Genomic DNA, 19,404 nt, shown 5'->3' with positions numbered 1-19,404 from the left:
CTTCCGGGACACCGGCTGGGCCGTACGGGTGCCAGGCCGGCTCCGGGAACTCCGCATCGGCCTCTCCAGGTCCGCCGGCCGGCTCGAACGGCGCCTCGGTCACCGCCCCACCCGCGCCGCACTCGTCTCGCGGCTGCTCGCCCGGATCCTCGGCGAACTCAGGACGGGACTCCTCGACGACCGTCCGGCGGTCCGTACGGCGGTCCGTAGCCCGGCCCGAATCGCCGCCCGGACCCCGGCCCGGGCCGCTGCGGGGTCGGGCGGCTGACCTCCAGCCACACCACCTTCCCCGGCGCCCCGTCCGCCTTGTCCACCCAGCCCCAGGCACCGGCCAGCCGGTCGAGCACCATCAGCCCGTGGCCGCCCGGCTGCGACGGGGAGCGCGGGCCGTGCGCGCGGGGGTGCGCCGGGCTCGGATCGGACACCTCCACCCGTAGCAGCCCCCCGGCACCCGAGCGCCCGCCCCAGTGCCGCAGCACCAGCTCCTCGGGCCCGCCCGCGTGCAGACACGCGTTGGTCACCACCTCCGACACCAGCAGCAGCACGTCCTCCGCCCGCTCGCGCCCCTCCGGCGTCGCCGCCGGCAGCCAGCCCCACTCGGCGAGCGCCGCCGCCGTGAAGTCCCGGCACCGCGTCACCGCCCCGCGCGCACTTTCCAGGACCAGCCGTCTGACCTGGTCCTCGGCGGGGTCGTCGGCGGGCCGTGGCGTCGTCATGACCCCTCCGCCGCCGGGGGCGCTGCGTCGGCGAGCGCTGCGGCGGTGCTCTCGTACACCCGGAACACCGACCGCGCCCCGGTGATCTCGAACATCCGGTCCACCGGCGGGCCGAGCCCGGCCAGATCGAGCCGCCCGCCCCCGTCCAGCAGCCGCAGCCGGGCCTGCAGCAGCACGTTCAGCCCGGTCGAGTCGCAGAACCGCAGCCCCGCGCAGTCCACCACCACCCGCCGCCCGGCCCCGCCCTGCCCGGCCAGCGCCTCCTTCAGCGGGGCCGCGGTGTCATGGTCCAGCTCCCCCGTCAGCGCCAGCACCACCGTCCGCCCGTCCGGCCCGCTCTCGCCCCAAGGCGGATCGAGCACCCGCACGGCGAGCCGCCCCGCGTAGCCGTCGTAGGCCATGGCAGTCATGGACCGCGCCTCCCTTCGTCCCTTGGCGTGCCTCCGCGTGCTCCGCGTCCGCCGGCGAGTATCACCATCGTCGGCCGAAGGCGCGCACGGCGCGATCCTGGACGACGGCAGGCACGAGGAGGGTGCCTCATAGGCGGCTGCCCGCTACGGAGCCGGCTATGCGGCGCGGCCGGCGGCCATTGGTCCGGCTAGCCCATCGGCTCGCTGAGCTCGATGGCGCGCAGGGCCGCCGCGAGGGCGGGGGCGTCGCCGACGTCGAGGGCCGTGTCCGTGAGTTTGATGACGTGTTCGTCGCCGTGGGCGAGGGCGCGGGCGAAGACCTCCTCGGGAGCGAGGGAGCCGGCTGGTGCGGGAGTGACGGGAGTGGCGGGGGCGTACATGGCGGTGACCGCGGCGGAGGCCGTCCAGGCGGCGGCGAGGCTCGGGGCCCACAGCGCGCGGGGGAGGGCGGGGAGGGTACGGAGGACGGCGTTCGGGGCCGTGGCCGCGTGGACCAGCATCGTCTCCTCGCCGTGGCCGTGGGTGGCGTAGCGGTGGGTCGCCGCCCGGACGAGTTCGGTGAGGCGCGCGTGGGCCGCGTCCGGGTCGGCCACCGACGGCGCCCACACCGGCAGGCCGGTGACGCGGGCGAGGCGGTCGGGGAAACCGCCCGTCTGCTCGGCGAGGAGCGGCACGGCGTCCAGGGCGTCGGCCGCGCGGACGGCGCCGGGGAGCGGGGTGACGCCGGTGACGGGGCGGTGGCGGGCGGCCCAGTAACCGAGGCCGTGGGCGAGTTCGGCGAGGCGGGGGCCGCCGGGCCCGGACGGCTCGCCGCCGAGCAGGGTGCGCACGGCGTGCCCGACGCGGATCACCGGATGCGTCGAGCCGCCGTACATGCCGGGCAGCAGCCGCGGCCACCACTCGGCGAGCACGGCACGCCAGGGCCGGCCTTCGAGTTCGCGCCCGAAGTGCGCGATCCAGTCGGCGGCGCGGCGCGGATCGCCCAGCGCCTCCCGCCAGTCGGCGGCCGTCACCGGCGCGACGGCGGCAGGGAAGTCCTCCAGCCTCGGCGCGTACCGGTCCAGCCAGCGGTGCACCGCCCGCGCCTGCCCGTGCGAGGCGAGCGCCTCGACGGCCATCGGCGCGTGGTTCGTGAGCCGGCCGAGCCGCTCGGGGCCGTGGGCGTGGAGTCGCTGGAGGGCTTCGTCGAGGGTTCCGGTGGTGTCCGTACCAGTCGTCATGGAAGGCGACGGTAGGCCGGGGCGCGGTGCCGGCGCATCGGGCCGCGGGCCCGGATCCGCGGCCGCGCGGACCTAGGTCCGCGGGCCCGGCCGCGGGCCCGGAGTCCGGTCCGCGTCCGTACCGGAGTCCGGTCCGTGGCCGTACCGCGGTCCGTGGCCGTGCCTGGAGTCCGGTCCGTGGCCGTACCGCGGTCCGTGGCTGTGCCGGAGTCCGATGTCCGGTCCGTGGCCGTGCCGGAGTCCGATGTCCGGTTCGCGGGCCCGTGGTCCGGTCGGCGGCCGCCTCCGGGTCCGGCGCGTGGCCGCCCCCGAGTCCGGTCCGCGGCCGCCCCCGAGTCCGGTCAGGAGCCCAGGGCTCCGGCCCGCAGCCGCCCCGAGCCCGTTCAGCGGCCCTGGACTCCCGTCCGCGGCCGCCCCCCAAGCCCGGTCCCCTCAGCCGCGGTGGCCGAAGAACTCGACCTCGGCCACCGCCAGTTGGTGCCCGTGCCCTGTCCCGTACCAGCTTTCCGGTGTGATCCGCACCTTCGTGACCCGTGAGCCGCGCAGGTCGAAGGTCTGCTGGCCCGGCTGGTCGCTGAGCGTCACCTCGTGCGTCGACGTGCCGCCGTCCGCCGTGATCACCTCCACGCGCAGCCGGGCCGGGCGGGCCTGGGTCAGGAACTCGTCCTTCTTCGCCGAGGCGCCGCCGAACACCAGCAGCTTCGTCACCTTGACCCCCGGCGCATCGAACTCCGCCTCCAGGGTGGCCCCGGGGTCCGCCGGTGCCCAGTAGCGGTTGTTGAAGCCGTCGAAGGCCGCCCCCGCCGGATGGCCCTTCAGTGCGCTGGACGCCCGGACGGCCGCGGGCGGCAGCGACTCGGGCGTGCCCGTCTCGTCGCGCGCGAGCCCGAGCAGGCCTCGGACCTGCGGCAGCCCGAACCAGACGGCGCAGGCTATGACGAGCAGCGTCAGCGGCAGCGCGACCCTCGGCCGGCGCCAGGCCGGGCGAGGGCGGGTCCCCGCGACCGGTGCCTGCCGGCGTCGGCGGCGCAGCAGCCTGCGCCACCACGGCGGCCGGGCCGCGGGCGGCGGACCCGGGTCCAGGAGCAGCGCGCACCGGGCGCACAGGGTGCGGCCGGCCTCGTTCTCGGTGCCGCAGTTGGGACACCGTACGGTCGCGGCCGGAGGCGGTACGGGATCGGGCCGGCGCTCCGGTTCCGGCGGCGGACCCGGCACATCGGCCCCGGTCTCCTCCCCGGGGCGCCGCAGCCCGGCCTCGGCCGGAGAGGGCACGGCGGGAGGATTCGCGACCGGAGGGGCCACGGCCGGCGGAGCCTCCGCGCGCGGCGGCACGGGCGGAGGCGGGGGAACGGCGGGCGGCGGCGGCGCGGGTGCCCGGTGCACGGGCTCCGGCGTGTGCCGTACGGGCTCCGGCGGCGCGGGCCCGGGCCGCGCCGCCTCCTCCCCGTCCCAGTTCAGGAACGCCCCGCACGACGAACAGAACGGCGTCCCCGCCGCGTTCCGCTGCCCGCACGTCGGGCACACCATCCCGCTCATCGCGCACCCCCGGGCAGCAGCTCCAGCGTGAACCCCACGTGCGCCGGGATCTCGGCCCGGATCAGCTCCTCCAGGCGCGCCCGGTTCACCGGCCCCTGGTCCGGCACGGCCAGCCGGACCGTCACCCAGGGCCGCGGGTCGCCCGGCAGGGCCGTGCCGGGGGTGGTGGACCAGACCGTGCCGCCGCTCTCGGTGATCTCCGGTTCAACGCCGCCCGTCCGCAGCCGCAGCGCCTCCGCGAGCCCGGGCAGCGTCCCGCGCGCCCGGTGCCGGGCCACCGCGCCCCGTACCGCCGCCCGCCGCTGCTCCACCGGGGCGGAGTGCGGGTCGGGTTCGACGGCGACCCAGGCCGCCAGCCACTCCAGGAAGTCCTCCGGCGCGGTGCGCGGGTCGAGGTGCGCGGGCAGGTTGTCGAGGCTGAGGAGGACCGGGGCGAGGACGTCGTCGAGCGCCGCCAGGAACCGGGCCAGGAAGTCGTGCTCCAGGTAGACCGCGGGCAGCAGGTCGATCAGCGGGTGCGGGCTCGGCAGCCCGGGGACGGCGGTGCGCACGGCGGTTCAGACCTCCCGGACTCTCAGCTGGTGCTCGTACGAGAAGACGAGGGCGTGCCGGTCGAGCGCGATCCGCCCGTCGGGCACCTCGGTGCGCTGCCCGGTCAGCGGGTCGGCGCGGTAGAGCCGTACGTCGTCGACCAGGTCGACGCCCGGGACCCGCTGGAGCACCGCGTACGCCTCGCCCGTCTGCACCGGCCGCCCGAACGGCCAGCCCTCGCCGGACGGTCCTCCGGTCAGCGGGTTGAAGTAGCCGTTGAGCGCCGTCAGGGCCGCCTCCCGGACCCGCTCGGCGGCGGCGCCGCGGCCCGCCTGCACGGTCGCGACGAAGGTGACGCCCTGGTAGTACGGCGGCTCGACGGCCAGGCGCGCCCCGATGGGCCGGCGGGCGTCCAGGTGCTGCGCGATGCGTTCCAGGGTGTTCGGCGGCGGGATCAGCTCGTCGAACGCGATCCGGCCGTGCGCGTCGCCGCGCCCCGCCGGCACGAGCAGCAGCCGCACCCCGGCCTCGCCGTCCTCGGGGACGCAGTGCACCCGGGCCGCGTCCGGCGCGACCTCGCGGGCGAGGAGCTCGTAATCCCTCGGCACGACGGCTCGCTGGAGCGTCCGGAGGGTCAGCGGGCCCCTGGCCCGGGCGCTCTCCACGCTCTCGCCGTCGACGCCGCCGACCGCCGGACGCCGGTTCTCCACGCGCGCCACCAGCGGGACCGTGCCGCGCAGCACGCGCAGCGTGGAGCGGGCCACGTTGCCCCGCACTCCGCCGCCCGTGCGGTACGAACGGACCTGTACCAACGCGCCCTTGGCCGGTACGGCACCGAAGTGCCGTACGGAGCCGTCCCGTTCGCGCACCGCGGGTCCGAACTCGACGCGTCCCGTGCCCTCGTCGAGCGTGAAGTGGCGGTCGTCCGGGCCGGAGTGGGCGAAGTCGTCGACCCGCGTCCACGGCTCGGCGGGCGCGTCGCTCGCGTCGAGCGTCGCGGGCGGGGTGACCTCCAGGGCGAACTCGCCGGGGACGACAGGCGGTTGGGCGACCGCGAACGACTGGCCCGCCACCCCCTCCGCCGTGCCCAGGACCTCGTCGGTGATCCGCTCCGCGTGCTCGGCGGCGACCGTCGCCCCGATGGTGAAGGCGGTGATGCCCCGGACCACCGGCGGCGCCACGTACGTCGGCTGGTCCGGCGCCGCCTCGACGAGCCGGCAGCGCAGCCAGCCGCCGCCGCGCCGGACGACGCTCGCCGGACTGTGCGTCGCGGGCAGGTGCAGGATCAGCTCGCCGGCCTTGTTGAAGCCGCCCGTGTCGTCCTTCTCCACCTCACAGGCCGCCCAGCGCCGCCCGTCCCACGCCTCCCACACCAGCGGCGGCCGCAGCGGGTCGACGCCCACGCCGTGCACGGAGCAGTCGAGCCGCAGCACCACGACGCCGGCCGGGACGGCCGCCGACAGGCCCACGTACAGCGCGTCGCCGGGGACGGGGGAGGGCGAGAAGCAGGGCACCTCGCGGCCGAGCGCCAGCTCCTCGGTGCGGTCCACGGCCGTACGGTCGCCCGCCCCGGCCTGACGCGGATCCACGGCCCCGGCGGCGCCCCCCGTCGCGGCCGCCGGCCAGGTCGCGAGCGCCGCGTACGCGCACGGCACGATCGTCAGGTCCCGGGTGGTGGTGAAGACGACCGCCGCCTCGGTCTCCGTGCGGACCGTCGCCACCTCCGTACCGGCCCGGACGAACACCGGCTCCGGCTGCGGCGCCGAGAGCCGGAACGTCACGTCCGTGCCGGCGGCCGTCGGCGGGTGCAGCCGCACCCCGATCAGGTCGAGGAAGGTCAGATAGCTCTTCTCCGGCACCCGGTTCACCCGGTAGACGAGCTGGTCGACCATGGTCGCGAACGCCTCGATCAGCGTCACCCCGGGATCCGACACGTTGTGGTCGGTCCACTCCGGGCAGCGCCGCTGGACGTACCGCTTGGCCTCGTCCACCAGGCCCTGGAAGCGCCGGTCGTCCAGGTTCGGGCTGGGCAGCGTCATCCGTGGTCCTCCTCCGGGATCACATAGAACGGGAAGACGAGGTTGCGGGGATCGTTGGCGCCCCGCACCGTGTAGCCGATGTCGATGTAGAGCACGCCGTTGTCGGCCTCGTCGAAGCGCACCGCCACCTCGGTCACCTCGATCCGCGGCTCCCACCGCTCCAGGGCGAGCCGCACCTCGTAGGCGAGCTGCCCGGCCGTCCCGGCGTCGGCCGGCGCGAACACGTAGTCGTTGACGGCGCAGCCGAACTCGGGCCGCATCGGCCGCTCCCCGGGCGAGGTCGCCAGGATCAGCCGGATCGACTCCTCCAGCTCGCGCTCACCCCGTACGAGGGCGATCGAGCCTGTCGCGTCGGTGCGCGGCGGAAACGCCCAGCCCGCGCCGACGAACTCCTGTCCCATGCCACGCTCCCCGCTCTCTCGCGTCTTCCGCGTCTCTACCGATTCCTCAGCCGCCGATGACGACCGTCGGGCACCCGGACACCACCGGCGCGCCGCAGGCCGCCAGGTCGCCGACCCGGGCCGCCGGGGCGCCGCCGATCAGCACACTGGTGCTGCCGGGACCGGCGATCGCCGACGGCGGGTGCGGGGGCGGGCTGGGGAAGGAACACACGTGCGGGGTGCCGACCGTGGCGGCGGGGGCGCCGCCGATCAGGACGGTCGGCACGCCGGGCGGGCCGATCACCCCGGGATGACCGGTGGGGTCGCCGACCCGTGCGGCGGGCGCTGGTGCCATGACCGTGCTCACTCCCTGTGTCCGAGAACGAAATGATCCGCTGGTGCGGATGCGATGGAGCGGATCTGAAGGAACTGATCGGATGGAACCGATCGATGGAGCTGATCCGATGGAACGTCAATTGATCTTCACCAGAGCGGCGTTGAGGGAGAGCGACATCCCGCCCTTCACCTCGGTGCGCTGAGTTCCGTCGACGGACACCGACATTCCGTGCACATCCACCGCCCCCGCCGACGACACCTCGACCTTGCCCTGCCCGCCGTCGACCTTCACGCCACCCGACCGGGCCGTCAGGGACACGCTGTCGCCCTTGAGCTCGACCGCGCCGTGCTCGGCGTCGAGGGTCACGCCACCGCTCGCCGTCACCTGTACCTTGTCCTTCGCCGTGATCTTCACGCTGCCGTCGCTGCTGACGGCGATCGTGGTGCCCGTACGGTCCAGGTCGATGGTGAGCTTGCCGTCGCCGGTCGTCAGGCGCACGCCCTTCGGGCCGTTCGCCGTGTCGAGCAGTTCGAGCCGGTTGCCCTCGCGCGAGGTCAGGGCCTTGCGCTCGACGGCCCCCGAGGTCTTGTCCACCGGGCTGCTCCGCTGCGGCCGGTCCTTCCCGTTGTAGAGCCCGGCGAGGACGTACGGACGGTCGAGCCGCCCGTGCTCGAAGCCGACCACCACCTCGTCGCCGACCTCCGGGATCAGCGGCTCGCCGCCGCTGGTGCCGGCCGCCTGAGCCGTACGCGCCCAGTCGCTCGCGTACTCGTCCGACAGCCACGGGAAGCGCACCTTCACCCGGCCCGAGCCGTCCGGATCCTGGGTGTCGGTCACGGTCGCGTTCACCAGGCCGGCCGCCCCCGGCGCCGTCCCCGAGGTCCGGCCCGGGCCGCCACCGGTCAGCCCGAACAGCGACCGTTCCTGCTGGCCGGAGACCGTCAGCCAGGTCTCGTACCCGCGGTGCGGATCGAAGACGTGCCGGGAGGAGGTGACGGTGTACCGGCCCTCGAACGGCGCCCCGACCGCGTTCAGCGCCACCGCCGCCCCCGCCCGCACCTCCGGGTTCCCCCGGATCACCGCCTCCAGCTCGGCGAACGAGCCCGCGATCCGCTCCGCCAGCGCCTTCGCCGCCCGGTCGACCCGCTCCTGCGTGCCGTACCCGCCGTCCGTGACCACGTGCCGCGCGGTCCCGAACGGCTGCGTCACCTGCGCCGCCGTCACCCCGACCTTCAGCGTCGACGAGTTCCCCGCCGGCGCCCGCCCCACCAGGGCCCGCTTGCCGGTCACGTCCCAGCCGCGCACCTCGACCTCGGACACCTGCTCGGCGGCCGAGACCGACGCCCGGCAGCGCAACAGGTTCGCCCCCAGCTCCAGGACCAGCGGCTCGCGCTCGGCGCGGGCGGAGGCGTCGGGCGCACCGGTCGCCTCGGTGGGCTTCACGATGTGCAGCTGCCCTTCCCGCACATAGGCCTGGGCGCCCGCCTCCTCGGCGAGCGCGCGCACGAACTCCCAGTCACTGACGTTGGGTTGGGCCACGTGGTCGAGCACCGGCCCGGCCACGTCCATCGTGCCCGTCTTCAGCCCGGCCCGCCGGGCCACCTGGGCGCAGATGTCGGACAGCGTCATGTTCTGATAGCTGGCCACCCGCACCCCGCGCAGCAGCCGGTACGTCTCGTCGAGACCGCGGACGACGGTGAACGTGCCCGAATCGTCCAGCTCCAGTTCGAGTGCCGTCACCACCCCGGTCAGCAGCGGCTGCGGCGCCCCGCCGCCCCCGCCACGGGCGGAGAGGCGGGCTTCGGCGCCGACCTCGATCCCCGCCTGCTTGAGCAGCGTCCGGTCCGGGTCGCGGAACCGCAGCACGAACAGGTCCGGCAGCGTCCGGCTGTCGTCGACGTACCCCTCCACGAGCTGGTTCGCGAGCCGCGCGGGCAGCGCCGTGCCCCCGAACTCCACCACCAGCGCCGACGCGACCCCCTGCCCCGCCATCAGCGCTCCCTCCCCGACTCGTCGCGATGTTCCCGCTCCGTAAGGCGCCCCAGCTCGTCGGGGGCCGGGAGCAGCAACTGCCGCCCCGGCGTGAGCCGCAGCGGATCGTCGATCCCGTTCGCCTCGGCGATCACCCGCCACGCCCCCGGATTGCCGTACTCCCGCTGCGCGAGGGACGGCAGCGAGTCCCCGGCCGCCACCCGGTGGGTCCGGCGGGCCGCGAGTGCGCCCGAGGTCGGGTTCTGCCCCGGCGTCTCCCCGCTGATCTCCTCGATCGTCACCTGGCAGACGGCCCGGATCGGCACCCCGGACGTCGTGAACAGCGTGTACTTCGCCTGTACCTGGCTGACGTAGCCGGGGAAGCCGGTGAGCCCGCCCCAGTGGAACACCACCCAGGGCGGCGAGGAGCGCTGCTGCTGGCGGCTCTCGCTCGTCGGCACGCAGCACGCGAAGAGCTGCTCCACCGCCGTCACCACCCGGGTGTCCTGGGTGTCGGCCGCGTCGAAGAACATCTCCACCGTCAACTTGCTGGGCTGCGGGCCCTGGTACTCCGGCGGGCCCGCGCTCTTCGCGCCCTTCGCCGGAGTCCGCTTCCAGGCGGCCGCCTTGGTGAGGCTCAACTCCTTGGGATTGAACTGGAATTCGATCCGGCCGCACGGCGCCCCCGGCGTCAGCCCGCCGCCCGTCGGCGGCGTGCGCAGCTCCAGGTAGGCGTGTTCCAGCTTCGGCCGGGCGGAGCCGGCCGTCCGGCCGGCCGAGGCCACGCCGGAGGTGCCGGCCGCGCTGAAGGCGATGGGCGCGCTCATCGTGCTCAGCCCTCCATCACATAGCCGTGGTGGGCGATCTCGATCGTCTCGATCGCCACCTTCGGCGACTCGGGCGAGAAGGACGGACCGGTCCAGCGCACCGGCACCACCTCGAGGAGACCCCACCGGGCGACCTTCCGGCCGTCCCCGGTCCTGGCCTCGATGTGCGCGGTCTTGCGGGTGAAACCGGTGGTCATGCTCGCGAACCAGCGGGCGACCTTCTCGGTCTCCCGGGTCAGCGGTCTGGACAGCTTCACGTTCGAGTACTTGAGCCGCGTGGGCAGTTGCCACACATGGCCGTTGTTGCCGCCTTCCTCGCGCGTCTCCAGGACGACCTCGCAGCCCAGCCCCTCACAGGTGTTGAAGGAACCGAGCTCGATCTCGTCGATCGTGACGACGAAGCAGACGCTGACGGCGGGGTCGTCGCCGCGGTCGGGGGTGGTCATGACCGTGACGTCACCTCTTCTCGATCAGAAAGCCGGCCCGCTCGCGCTCCAGGCGCAGATCGGCCTTGAGGAGGCGGGCGAGCGGAGGGTAGAGGGCGCGGACGAACTCGTCGGTGACGGGCGGGGTCTGGTGCGCGGACTGCGGCTGGTGGCCGGGTCCCGGACCGGGGGCGGACGCTTCCGCCGGAGCCGCAGTCGCCGAGGTGGCGGAGGGGGGAGCGGGCTCCGCCGGAGCGGACGGGGGAGCGGGCTCCGGTTCCGGGGGCGGAGGCTCCTCGGCGGTGACCTCGCGCTGGACGGGGAGGCGGTGCACGACAGGGGTGGCGGGGTACGAGGGGACAGCCGCCGGCGCCGCCGCGAAGGGCGCCGGAGCGGAGGACTGCGACGCGAACGGCAGCGACGGGGCGTGCGGAGCCGCGGACGGCGGCGTGAACACCACACTCCCGTCGGCCATCCGCTGCGCGACCCCGGCGGCCACCGCGACCGCACCGGCGTCGAGCAGCGACCCATGACCGGGCACGGCCGCACGGGAGCCCGGCAGGAAGGACGGCGCGGCGGCAGGCGCGGGGGGCGGTGCGGCCTGCGCCGCGGTACTCCGTTGCACGAGTGCGTGCGGGGCGCCGGGTTCGGCCCGGGTCACCGGGTGTCGCGTGGCGCGCTGGACCGTCTCGGGCCCGGTCACCCAGCGCACGGGCACGGGCGTGGGCTCGGACGTCGCGGCCGGGGAGGGCGCCGGGGTGTCGGTCGAGGTCCGCTGGACGGGGCCCGCCGGAGGAGTGCTCTCGACGGTACGGAGGGACAGCGGGCGCTCGCCGAGGAGCGGGGCCACGGGGTCGGGGGAGGGCTGGTGGACCTCGACGACCTGGGTTTCCTGGACGTCCTGGACGTGCGGGGCCTCGGCCGGAGGTGGCGCCTCGGTCCGCTGCACCGGCGGCGAGGGCGCGGGTGACGGCGACGGTGACGGCGACGGTGACGGCGACGGCGGGGCGGGGACCGGAGCAGGAGCCGCTGCCGCCGCGGGGCCCTCGGCCGGCGAGGGCGTCGGGGCGGCGGCCTCGCTGCGGGCCGTGGGCGGCAGCGCGGGCAGGGGCGCGCCGAGCCCGGGCGTCCGTTGGACCGGCTGCACGAAGGGTGCCGTCCGCGCGTCCTCGGCGCGAGCCGTGGGTGGGAGCGCGGGCAGGGGTGCGCCCAGTCCGGCAGTGCGCTGAACGGACGGTAGGGAGGGCACGGAGGGCACGGAGGGCACGGAGGGCGTGCGGGGCGGGTTCGGTGTGCCCGCGGCGGACCGCTGGACCGGTGGCATCGGGGAGGTCCCGGCCTCCGGAGCGGACGGCTCCGAGGAGGGCTCGACGGGCGGCTCGACGAGGGGCTCCCGCTCGCCCAGCAGGCTCCGCGTCGGCGGTTCTTCCCCGGGCGGGGCCTCGGAAGGCGACTCGGGAGGGGTGCCGTGGGGTGCCTCAGGAGGTGCCTCGGGAAGCGGCGCCTCCGCCTCCGTGCGGATCTCAGGAGTCGGTTCGGGACCGGACTCCGAGCGCTGGACGACCGGATCCGGAGCCGCCGTCTGCTGCGGGCTCGCCGGCCGCACCGGCGTCGACGGCGCCTGGGACGACGGGGAGGTCAGGGACGGCTGAGGCGCGGGCGTCGGGGCGCTCTCCGCCGCCCGCTGGACGACGGACCTCGGCGCCAGCGGTGGCCGGGCGACCGGCTCCTCCGGCTCGCGTGCGACGGTCGCGGGCGGCAGCGTCGACGGCGGCGCACTCTCCCCCAGTACCGGAGTGACCGGAGTGACCGGAGTGACCGGAGTGACCGGAGGGAGCGTAGGGGCCGGAGAGGCCGCTGCAGCCGGGGGAGGCACTGAATCCGACCGCTGCGCCACCGCCTCCGGCGTCGTCGTGCCCAGCGTCGATGTGACTGGCGTCGGCGCGCCCGGCGCGCCCTCCGCCCGTACCGCAGCGGCCGAAGGCGCACTCGGAGAACCCGGAGCGGCCGCAGCGGTCACGGCAAGCTCCGTCGCGGGCTGCCGCGTCAGCTGCGCCGTCACGGCCGACGGCTCCGGCGCCGGGAAGCCCCGGACCGGGGTGGTGACGCCGTGCACCACCCCGCTCGGCGCCTCCGCGCTCACGGCGTGCCCCAGCGGCGTCGTGAACGCGGTCGTCTGCCGGGTCGGCAGGGCGGCCTCGAAGGCGGTCGGGTCGGTGACGAGCGCCGGCGGGGCCAACGTACGCTGGAGCGGCGGGAGTTCAGGGATGTCGAAACGGTCCTCGCGGGACGCGGCGGCCGGTTCCGGCGACGGCGGAGCCGCCGCCTCGTGCCGGCGCGCACGTTCCCCGTCGCCGCCTCCGCGCAGCCAGGACAACAGACCCATCGGTGCCCTTCCCCCTCATCCTCCGTTGAGGCGGGCCACTTGGGCGACGAACCTCAGACGTTCCTGGTGCTCCATGTCGAGGAGCTGATCGAGCGGCCAGTGGAAGTGGTAGGCGAGGTACGCGACCTCCTCGTACAGGCGGTCGGCCGCGTACGTCACGATTCCCCCAGGCGCCCACCGGCGAGGTCCACCGCGAACTCCTCCTGGCAGGACGGGCAGGTGACGGCGGCCCGGGTGTGGCCCTCGGCGTTGATGCGCCGGTAGAAGTCCTGGAGGAAGGCGAGGTCGGAGGCGAACAGGTCCTCGATGACGCCCGGGTGGATGTCGTCGACCGCGCCGATCCGCGTCACGACGCGGGAGATGAGGACCACGGACAGGTACGCGGAGTTCTCCCGGACCCGGTCGTCGCGCAGCGGTACGAGTTCGTCGCGAGCCGTCGCCAGGCGCATCACGCCGTCGCGGTGGACGGTGCCCGCGTCGTCGACGTACCCGCGCGGCAGCCGGAAGGCGAACTCGGTCCGCATGCCGCCGCCTTCGGCCTCCCCTCCGAAGCTTCCGGAGCTTGCTGAGCTTCCGAAGGTTCCGGAGCTTCCGGACGAGGGGGCCGGGGCGGCGGCGCGCGGTGGTGCGCTCGTCGAGGTACGACGCATCACTCGACTTCCATGCTCTCGTACGTGATCACCAGCTTCTCGGTGAGGACCGAGGTGTCGCCGGCCTTGAGGGTGCCGATCTCCAGGGACTTCGGCCAGGCGTTGATGAGCTTGTAGCGCTTGATCGGGATGCCCTCGTAGTCGTACACGATGATGGCGCCGTGGCGACGGGCGCCCATCATCTTGCCGAAGCGGGACTCCTTGACCCAGCTCTCGAAGCTGTTGTCCTCGGTGAGACCGCGGCTGACCGTGACCTCGCCCGCCTTGGGGCGGCCGGGCAGCTTCTTGATGGCGTACTTGCCGTCGGCGGTGTTCTGCTTCAGCTCGATGACGTCCTGCTCCATCTTCAGACCACTGACCTCGGTGATCTGCTTGATGACGACGCTGTCGAACTCGAGGCCGAAGGAATGACCGACGGAACTGTCGAGATCGGGAAGGGGCACGGCGTACTACTCCTCACTCGTCTACGGCACCAGAGCCGCTGGTCAGCTGGGAGAGGCGGAAGACGACGAACTCGGCGGGCTTGACCGGCGCCACGCCGATCTCGCAGATGACCTGGCCCAGGTCCACGCTCTCCGGCGGGTTCGTCTCGCGGTCGCACTTGACGTAGAACGCCTCGTCCGGGGTGAGGCCGAACAGGGCACCCTTGCGCCATTCGTTGACCAGGAACGCCGAAACCGTCCGGCGGATCCGGGACCACAGGGCGTCGTCGTTGGGCTCGAAGACGACCCACTGGGTGCCCGCGAGGATCGACTCCTCCAGGTAGTTGAAGAGCCGGCGGACGTTGAGGTAGCGCCAGGCCGGGTCGGAGGCGAGCGTCCTGGCACCCCAGACGCGGATGCCGCGACCGGGGAAGGCGCGGATGCAGTTGAGGCCCACCGGGTTGAGCCGGTCGTGCTCGCCCTTGGTGAGCTGGGTCGCGAGGGCGACGGCCTCGCGGACCACCTCGTTCGCCGGAGCCTTGTGGACGCCGCGCTGGCTGTCGTTGCGGGCCCAGACGCCGGCGATGTGGCCGCTCGGCGGGACGAGGGAGATCCGGCCCGACGAGGGGTCGGCCACCCCGATCCACGGGTAGTAGAGGGCGGCGTACTTGGAGTCGTAGTTCGCCCGCTCGGTGCGCCAGGTGTGGATCTCCTGGGGGCTGAGGCCGGGCGGCGGGTCGAGCACGGCGACCCGGTCGCCCATCAGCTCGCAGTGGGTGATCAGGCCCTGCTGGACGGCGATCACTCCGTCGAGGTCGATGAGCCCGCGTTCGTACGCGCTCATCAGGTCCGGCACGGCCACCATCGTGACGTCCTCGACCGCCTCCAGGCCGCCGAGGCCGGAGCGCCGGTCGGCGTCGCCCACGTACACGTCGGGCGTCAGCGACCCGGTGGGCACCGGTGCGGCGCCGGGCGCGCCGGCGGGCACGGCGAGCGTCGCGGTCTGCGTCGCGGGGCGGGCAGGCGCGGCGCCGGTGCCGGGCTCGGCGATCTCGATCAGCGCCGAGCCGGCGTTGACCCGGGTGACGACGTTCTCCTTGCTGCGCTTGGTGGTGACCGACGGGTACGTCTCGACGACCTCGTCGTCGCGCCGCACGATCAGCCGGAAGGCGTCGGACGGCGGGTCGTCGCCCTCGACGTCCGCGATCTCGACGCTGATCCGGCCGGTGACGCCGGGGCGGGCGGTGATGGCATACGGTCCGACGGTGACGGCGGCGGGCTGCTGCGCCGCTGCCGCTTCCGGGGCCGTTCCGGTTGCGGTTCCGGCACTGGCCCCGGTCCCGTCTTCTACGCGTACGACGTAGCAGATCCCGCCGCCGTTGGCGAAGAAGCCGTAGACGGAGCGGGCCAGGTACGTTCCTTCGACGAAGCCGCCGAACCGGGTCACGAACTGGGTCCAGTTCGTGATCAGGGTCGGCTCGTCGAACGGCCCCTTCTCCGCGAAACCGACGAAGGCGGCGACCGAAGTGCCCACCCCTTCGATGGGCCGGGACCCCGATTCGACCTCTTCGACGTAGACGCCGGGGGACAGGTACGACGGCATACGGCGCGCTCCCTCCTGGAATGACGGCCATTCTTCTGACGCGGACGATCACCGGGAACGGAGGGAGGGCCGCCGGGCGGGCACCGAGGGCTGCCCGATCGTGCAAGGCGCCGGGTCCGCTCGTCCGCACGCACGGCCTGGGTGCGGTGCGGCCGGCCCCGGCACGCTGACGGGACCGCGTACGCCGACGGCACCGCCTTGCCGTCGCCACGGCCCCCGGGAGGACGGATGAAGTCGGTCCCGGAGAAGCAGCCCGAGACGCGGCACCCGGACCGCGTGCCTTCCGAACGCGCCGCTCCCGAAGGCGACTTGGGGGTGCGGAATCTCCAACGGCTCCAGGGTGCGGCGGGCAACGCGGCCGTGGCCCGGCTCGTGGCACAGCGCTACACCGCCCCCGTGAAGACGCCGCCTTCGGCCGCGCCCGGGTTCCGCCGGGTCGGGGCCGACGTGGCCGCCAAGAAGCGGACCCTGGCCGCCCACGCGCCCGCCGCCACTGAGTCGAAGTCGGCGCAGGACGCGGCGGTGGCGCCCCCGGACGACAAGGAGGCGCAGGGCAAGGCCGCGAACGCGGAGAAGATGAACGCGGCGAAGCCGGGGGAGTTCAACAAGGCCGCGTTCATCGAGGCCGTGAACAAGGCGATCGACGCGCAGGCGCCGAAGAACCTCGACGAGGCGGACAAGTTCTCGAAGTCGGGAAAGGCCGACAAGGTCAAGGGCGAGGTCGACGGGAAGGTCAAGGACGGCAAGAGCGCCTCGGCCAAGGACATCGAGACGACGACCAAGGCCCCGCCGGACACCTCGGCGGCGAAGGACAAACCGGTCACCCCTCTGACTCCCGACCACCCGCCGGGCAACCCGGGCGCGCCGAACGCGGCGGACGCGGTGCCGGAGAAGCAGCCGGCCGCCGTCACGGACTTCTCGGCGGGCCCGGCCGCCAACGACAAGGCGATGGCCGACGCCGAGGTCACCGAGGAGCAGCTCGCCAAGAGCAACGAGCCGGAGTTCGACGACGCCCTGAAGGCGAAGAAGACGGCGGAGGCCGACTCGGCGCAGGCGCCGGGCAAGGCCCGCGCGGGAGAGCAGGCGAAGCTCTCCACGGCGAAGGCGGGCGCGGCGGCGGCCGGCGCCCAGGCCATGAACGCGCTCACCGCGACCCGGGCGGCGGCCGGGAAGTCCGTCGACGGCGGCAAGGGCGACACGAAGTCGAAGGACGAACGGAAGCGCGCCGAGGTCACCGGGAAGCTGCAGAAGGTCTTCGACGCGACGAAGAAGGACGTCGAGGCGACGCTGACGGGCCTCGACAAGAAGGTCGACGACGCCTTCACGGCCGGGGAGAAGACGGCGCGCGACGCCTTCATGGCCGACCAGAAGTCCCGCATGGACAAGTACAAGTCCAAGCGCTACTCGGGATTCTGGGGCAAGGCGAAGTGGGTGAAGGACAAGTTCGCCGGCCTGCCGTCGGAGGCGAACCAGCTCTACCAGGAGTCGCGCAAGCTGTACGTGTCCAAGATGCAGGCGGTCATCTCGTCGGTGGCCGACCTGATCGGGGCCGAACTGGGCCGCGCGAAGACGAGGATCGCGCAGGGCCGGGCCGAGCTGAAGGCGGAGGTGGACAAACTCCCGTCGGACCTGAGGCAGTTCGGCGAGGAGGCGGCGAAGGACTTCGCGGGAAAGTTCGACGACCTCGAGTCGTCCGTGAACGAGAAGTCCCAGCAACTGGTCCAGGACCTGGCGAACAAGTACACGGCGGCACTGAACGCCGTCGACGAGGAGATCAAGAAGCTCCAGGAGGCGAACAAGGGCCTGATCGACAAGGCGAAGGACGCGATCGTCGGCGTCATCAAGACGATCAACGAGCTCAAGAACCTGCTGCTCGGCATCCTCGCCAAGGCCGCCTCGGCCATCATGAAGATCATCAAGGACCCGATCGGCTTCCTGGGCAACCTGGTGCGGGCGGTGGGCGCCGGCCTCCACCTCTTCGTCTCCAACATCGCCGACCACTTGAAGAAGGGCCTGGTCTCCTGGCTCCTCGGCACGGCGACCAAGGCCGGCCTGACCCTCCCGGAACGGTTCGACCTCCGCGGCATCATCTCCCTGATCACCTCCCTCCTCGGCCTCACCTGGGCCAACCTCCGCACCCGCATCACCAGCAAGGGCGTCCCCGACCAGGCCATGACCGCGGTCGAGTCCTCCCTCCCCATCGCCCAGTCCCTGGCGAGGGAGGGCCCGGCGGGCGCGGTGAAGGAGATCGAGGCGGAGGTAGGCGACCTCAAGTCCACGATCCTCTCCAAGCTGACCGAATACCTGATCCCCACGGTCATCGTCGCCGGCATCACGTGGATCCTCTCGCTCCTGAACCCCGCCTCCGCCTTCGTCCGCGCGGTCAAGGGCATCATCGACATCGTCTCGTTCGTGGTGAACCAGGGCTCCCAGATCGCCGCGTTCGTCAACTCGGTCCTGGACGCGGTCATCGAAATCGCGAACGGCGGCGCGGCGGGCGTCCCGAAGATGGTCGAGGGCGCCTTGGCGGCGAGCGTCCCGCTGCTGATCGGCTTCCTGGCGTCACTGCTGGGCATCGGCAACCTGGCGAACAAGGTGAAGTCGGTGTTCCAGTCGGTGGCGAAGCCGGTGAACAGGGCGATCGACAAGCTGGTCGACTTCATCGTGAGGAAGGGCAAGGCCCTCTGGCAGAAGCTCAAGTCGAAGGTCGTAGCAGACAAGAGCGGACGTCAGCGACCCGGAGGCACGAAGGGCGAGAAGAGCCGCATAGGCACGGTTCGCATCCCCTTCCACATGCAGGGCCGGCTGCACCACCTGATCTTCGTGCCGCCGAAGCGCCTGCTGATGGCGTCGACTCCGGAGCAGATCCAATCCAAGGCGAATGACACGATCAACGCATTGCGGGGCGTGGACGACCCGTCGGGGAGGACTGCGGCCAAGATCGCGGAGTTGCAGCACATCGTGACGCTTGCTGGCAACGCGATCGTCGCGATCGAGCTGTTTGGCCCGAACGAGGACGAGGAAGATGTCAAGCGCGAGCTAGATCCGCTGCGTGAGGCGTGTAAGAGCTACGCCTCGCGCAATGACGCCAAGGACTTCGATCCGGAGGCGGAGTCGAAGGAGGAGAAGGAGAAGCAGTGGAAGGAGGCGGTGAACAGAGCAAGGCATGTTCCGCCGCGTCTCTATTCGGGAGGAAAGCATTGGCAGGGCACGGATGACAAACAGCGGCGTGAGTCGAGCAAGGACAACGCGCAATTCGCATTCTCCGTCAAGGAGCCGCAGGTGAAGGAGCTGGAACGCGACACCCTTCTGAACGGGGAGCGCGTATATCAGGGGGGAGGAACTTTCCACGCCTTCAAGCAGTTCGGCATCCAGGTCGGCTGGGACGGCGGGGAAGCAGCCTTCTGGCTGCGCGCCGAGATCACGGATCTGGATCCGGCGAACCCCGAAGCCTCCAAGAAGCCGGGCTCGGTGCACTCTCATCCAAGGCGAGCGAGGGGCTGACTGCTGTGCGTGCGCTGATGCCTCTGCGGATTCCCGCCGGTTGGGCCGTGATATTCAATGGATTCGTCGAGTTTCCGGAAGATGACCCTCCGAGTCGTGAAGAGACGGAATCCTATCGCGGTGAGGATATTCTCTCAATTCAGCAGATAGTGTTCACCGGTGAAGGCTGGAGCGTGGACACCGCGTCATGGTTCGTCGACTTGGGGTGGTATCCGGGAGGGGACCCTCTGGGTTCGTATCGGCTCTGTCTTGTGGGCGATGGTTGGGGCGACGTGAAAATTCGGTTTGAGCACCGCTCTTGTTACGTCATTCAAAGAGCTCTGAATAGGATCCTGCGGATGGTGTCCGACGGTAAGAAGGTCGAGCTGATCGGTCGAGTGCTCGCCGATCCCAGGTTCCCGACCCTGCCCCCGGAGCTGCCGTCGCCGCCCGCATGACAGGTGGCGA

19 protein-coding genes are annotated in these 19,404 nt (G+C 73.1%); 3 read left to right on the top strand and 16 right to left on the bottom strand.

Annotation, left to right across the window (positions count from 1 at the left end; genetic code table 11):
* Window positions 1-158: 158 nt before the first annotated feature.
* The 12 genes from ACFYU9_RS19405 to ACFYU9_RS19350 form a co-directional block, all read right to left on the bottom strand.
* Window positions 159-716, bottom strand: a complete 558-nt coding sequence (locus tag ACFYU9_RS19405) for an ATP-binding protein (protein WP_389345489.1) — start codon at window positions 714-716, stop codon at window positions 159-161.
* Window positions 713-1,117, bottom strand: coding sequence for an STAS domain-containing protein (locus tag ACFYU9_RS19400; RefSeq protein WP_389345661.1), 405 nt, complete (start codon window positions 1,115-1,117; stop codon window positions 713-715). Before ACFYU9_RS19400 ends, ACFYU9_RS19405 begins: the two co-directional genes overlap by 4 nt.
* Window positions 1,118-1,314: 197 nt before the next feature.
* Complete coding sequence (locus ACFYU9_RS19395; protein WP_389345488.1) at window positions 1,315-2,346, bottom strand: questin oxidase family protein; 1,032 nt, start codon at window positions 2,344-2,346, stop codon at window positions 1,315-1,317.
* A 432-nt stretch (window positions 2,347-2,778) separates the two neighbouring features.
* Window positions 2,779-3,618, bottom strand: a complete 840-nt coding sequence (locus ACFYU9_RS19390) for a discoidin domain-containing protein (RefSeq protein ID WP_389207376.1) — start codon at window positions 3,616-3,618, stop codon at window positions 2,779-2,781.
* A gap of 260 nt (window positions 3,619-3,878) precedes the next feature.
* The gene (locus tag ACFYU9_RS19385) at window positions 3,879-4,433 is read right to left on the bottom strand and encodes a phage tail protein (RefSeq protein WP_389207374.1); all 555 of its coding nucleotides are present in this window, start codon (window positions 4,431-4,433) and stop codon (window positions 3,879-3,881) included.
* A gap of 6 nt (window positions 4,434-4,439) precedes the next feature.
* A complete protein-coding gene (locus ACFYU9_RS19380) occupies window positions 4,440-6,452 on the bottom strand; it encodes a putative baseplate assembly protein (RefSeq protein ID WP_389207372.1) in 2,013 nt (670 codons plus the stop codon).
* On the bottom strand, window positions 6,449-6,853 hold the full coding sequence (locus tag ACFYU9_RS19375) for a GPW/gp25 family protein (RefSeq protein ID WP_389207371.1): 405 nt from the start codon (window positions 6,851-6,853) through the stop codon (window positions 6,449-6,451). Before ACFYU9_RS19375 ends, ACFYU9_RS19380 begins: the two co-directional genes overlap by 4 nt.
* A gap of 46 nt (window positions 6,854-6,899) precedes the next feature.
* A complete protein-coding gene (locus ACFYU9_RS19370) occupies window positions 6,900-7,187 on the bottom strand; it encodes a PAAR domain-containing protein (protein ID WP_389207369.1) in 288 nt (95 codons plus the stop codon).
* A 117-nt stretch (window positions 7,188-7,304) separates the two neighbouring features.
* Window positions 7,305-9,161, bottom strand: a complete 1,857-nt coding sequence (locus ACFYU9_RS19365) for a VgrG-related protein (RefSeq protein WP_389207367.1) — start codon at window positions 9,159-9,161, stop codon at window positions 7,305-7,307.
* On the bottom strand, window positions 9,161-9,967 hold the full coding sequence (locus ACFYU9_RS19360) for a LysM peptidoglycan-binding domain-containing protein (RefSeq protein ID WP_389345487.1): 807 nt from the start codon (window positions 9,965-9,967) through the stop codon (window positions 9,161-9,163). The genes ACFYU9_RS19365 and ACFYU9_RS19360 overlap by 1 nt, the downstream gene beginning before the upstream one ends.
* Window positions 9,968-9,972: 5 nt before the next feature.
* Window positions 9,973-10,413 carry a phage tail protein gene (locus ACFYU9_RS19355; protein ID WP_389207363.1) on the bottom strand — a complete coding sequence of 147 codons (441 nt, stop codon included), beginning with the start codon at window positions 10,411-10,413 and terminating at the stop codon, window positions 9,973-9,975.
* Between the two features lie 10 nt (window positions 10,414-10,423).
* Window positions 10,424-11,341, bottom strand: coding sequence for a hypothetical protein (locus ACFYU9_RS19350; protein WP_389345486.1), 918 nt, complete (start codon window positions 11,339-11,341; stop codon window positions 10,424-10,426).
* Between the two features lie 565 nt (window positions 11,342-11,906).
* Between ACFYU9_RS19350 and ACFYU9_RS19345 the strand changes: the two genes are divergently transcribed.
* On the top strand, window positions 11,907-12,044 hold the full coding sequence (locus ACFYU9_RS19345) for a hypothetical protein (protein ID WP_389345485.1): 138 nt from the start codon (window positions 11,907-11,909) through the stop codon (window positions 12,042-12,044).
* Window positions 12,045-12,793: 749 nt separating this feature from the next.
* Here ACFYU9_RS19345 and ACFYU9_RS19340 read toward each other — a convergent pair.
* From ACFYU9_RS19340 to ACFYU9_RS19325, 4 genes are read right to left on the bottom strand one after another with little or no spacing between them, the layout of a single operon-like run.
* Complete coding sequence (locus ACFYU9_RS19340) at window positions 12,794-12,937, bottom strand: DUF6760 family protein (RefSeq protein ID WP_389207359.1); 144 nt, start codon at window positions 12,935-12,937, stop codon at window positions 12,794-12,796.
* On the bottom strand, window positions 12,934-13,428 hold the full coding sequence (locus ACFYU9_RS19335) for a hypothetical protein (RefSeq protein ID WP_389345484.1): 495 nt from the start codon (window positions 13,426-13,428) through the stop codon (window positions 12,934-12,936). The genes ACFYU9_RS19340 and ACFYU9_RS19335 overlap by 4 nt, the downstream gene beginning before the upstream one ends.
* Entirely contained in the window at window positions 13,428-13,871 is a 444-nt protein-coding gene (locus ACFYU9_RS19330) for a phage tail protein (protein WP_389207356.1), read from the bottom strand. Before ACFYU9_RS19330 ends, ACFYU9_RS19335 begins: the two co-directional genes overlap by 1 nt.
* A gap of 13 nt (window positions 13,872-13,884) precedes the next feature.
* Window positions 13,885-15,453: a phage tail sheath family protein gene (locus ACFYU9_RS19325; protein WP_389207354.1), complete on the bottom strand. Its 1,569-nt coding sequence runs from the start codon at window positions 15,451-15,453 to the stop codon at window positions 13,885-13,887.
* 315 nt (window positions 15,454-15,768) lie between these two features.
* Between ACFYU9_RS19325 and ACFYU9_RS19320 the strand changes: the two genes are divergently transcribed.
* Both ACFYU9_RS19320 and ACFYU9_RS19315 read left to right on the top strand, forming a co-directional pair.
* On the top strand, window positions 15,769-18,957 hold the full coding sequence (locus ACFYU9_RS19320; protein ID WP_389345483.1) for a hypothetical protein: 3,189 nt from the start codon (window positions 15,769-15,771) through the stop codon (window positions 18,955-18,957).
* Window positions 18,958-18,962: 5 nt separating this feature from the next.
* A complete protein-coding gene (locus ACFYU9_RS19315) occupies window positions 18,963-19,394 on the top strand; it encodes a hypothetical protein (protein ID WP_389345482.1) in 432 nt (143 codons plus the stop codon).
* Window positions 19,395-19,404: the final 10 nt, after the last annotated feature.

It is taken from the genome of Streptomyces sp. NPDC004327 (assembly GCF_042873935.1).
Lineage (GTDB): Bacteria > Actinomycetota > Actinomycetes > Streptomycetales > Streptomycetaceae > Streptomyces.
The sequence above is the reverse complement of the archived record's forward strand: the minus strand, read 5'-3'. Positions and strand labels throughout refer to the sequence as shown.

Bases quoted from the DNA above. Each gene is read 5' to 3' on its own strand.
- ACFYU9_RS19360 (WP_389345487.1), bottom strand. From the start codon at position 9,967: ATGAGCGCGCCCATCGCCTTCAGCGCGGCCGGCACCTCCGGCGTGGCC.
- ACFYU9_RS19375 (WP_389207371.1), bottom strand. From the start codon at position 6,853: ATGGGACAGGAGTTCGTCGGCGCGGGCTGGGCGTTTCCGCCGCGCACC.
- ACFYU9_RS19355 (WP_389207363.1), bottom strand. From the start codon at position 10,413: ATGACCACCCCCGACCGCGGCGACGACCCCGCCGTCAGCGTCTGCTTC.
- ACFYU9_RS19380 (WP_389207372.1), bottom strand. From the start codon at position 6,452: ATGACGCTGCCCAGCCCGAACCTGGACGACCGGCGCTTCCAGGGCCTG.
- ACFYU9_RS19405 (WP_389345489.1), bottom strand. From the start codon at position 716: ATGACGACGCCACGGCCCGCCGACGACCCCGCCGAGGACCAGGTCAGA.
- ACFYU9_RS19400 (WP_389345661.1), bottom strand. From the start codon at position 1,117: ATGGCCTACGACGGCTACGCGGGGCGGCTCGCCGTGCGGGTGCTCGAT.
- ACFYU9_RS19370 (WP_389207369.1), bottom strand. From the start codon at position 7,187: ATGGCACCAGCGCCCGCCGCACGGGTCGGCGACCCCACCGGTCATCCC.
- ACFYU9_RS19395 (WP_389345488.1), bottom strand. From the start codon at position 2,346: ATGACGACTGGTACGGACACCACCGGAACCCTCGACGAAGCCCTCCAG.
- ACFYU9_RS19365 (WP_389207367.1), bottom strand. From the start codon at position 9,161: ATGGCGGGGCAGGGGGTCGCGTCGGCGCTGGTGGTGGAGTTCGGGGGC.
- ACFYU9_RS19335 (WP_389345484.1), bottom strand. From the start codon at position 13,428: ATGCGTCGTACCTCGACGAGCGCACCACCGCGCGCCGCCGCCCCGGCC.
- ACFYU9_RS19325 (WP_389207354.1), bottom strand. From the start codon at position 15,453: ATGCCGTCGTACCTGTCCCCCGGCGTCTACGTCGAAGAGGTCGAATCG.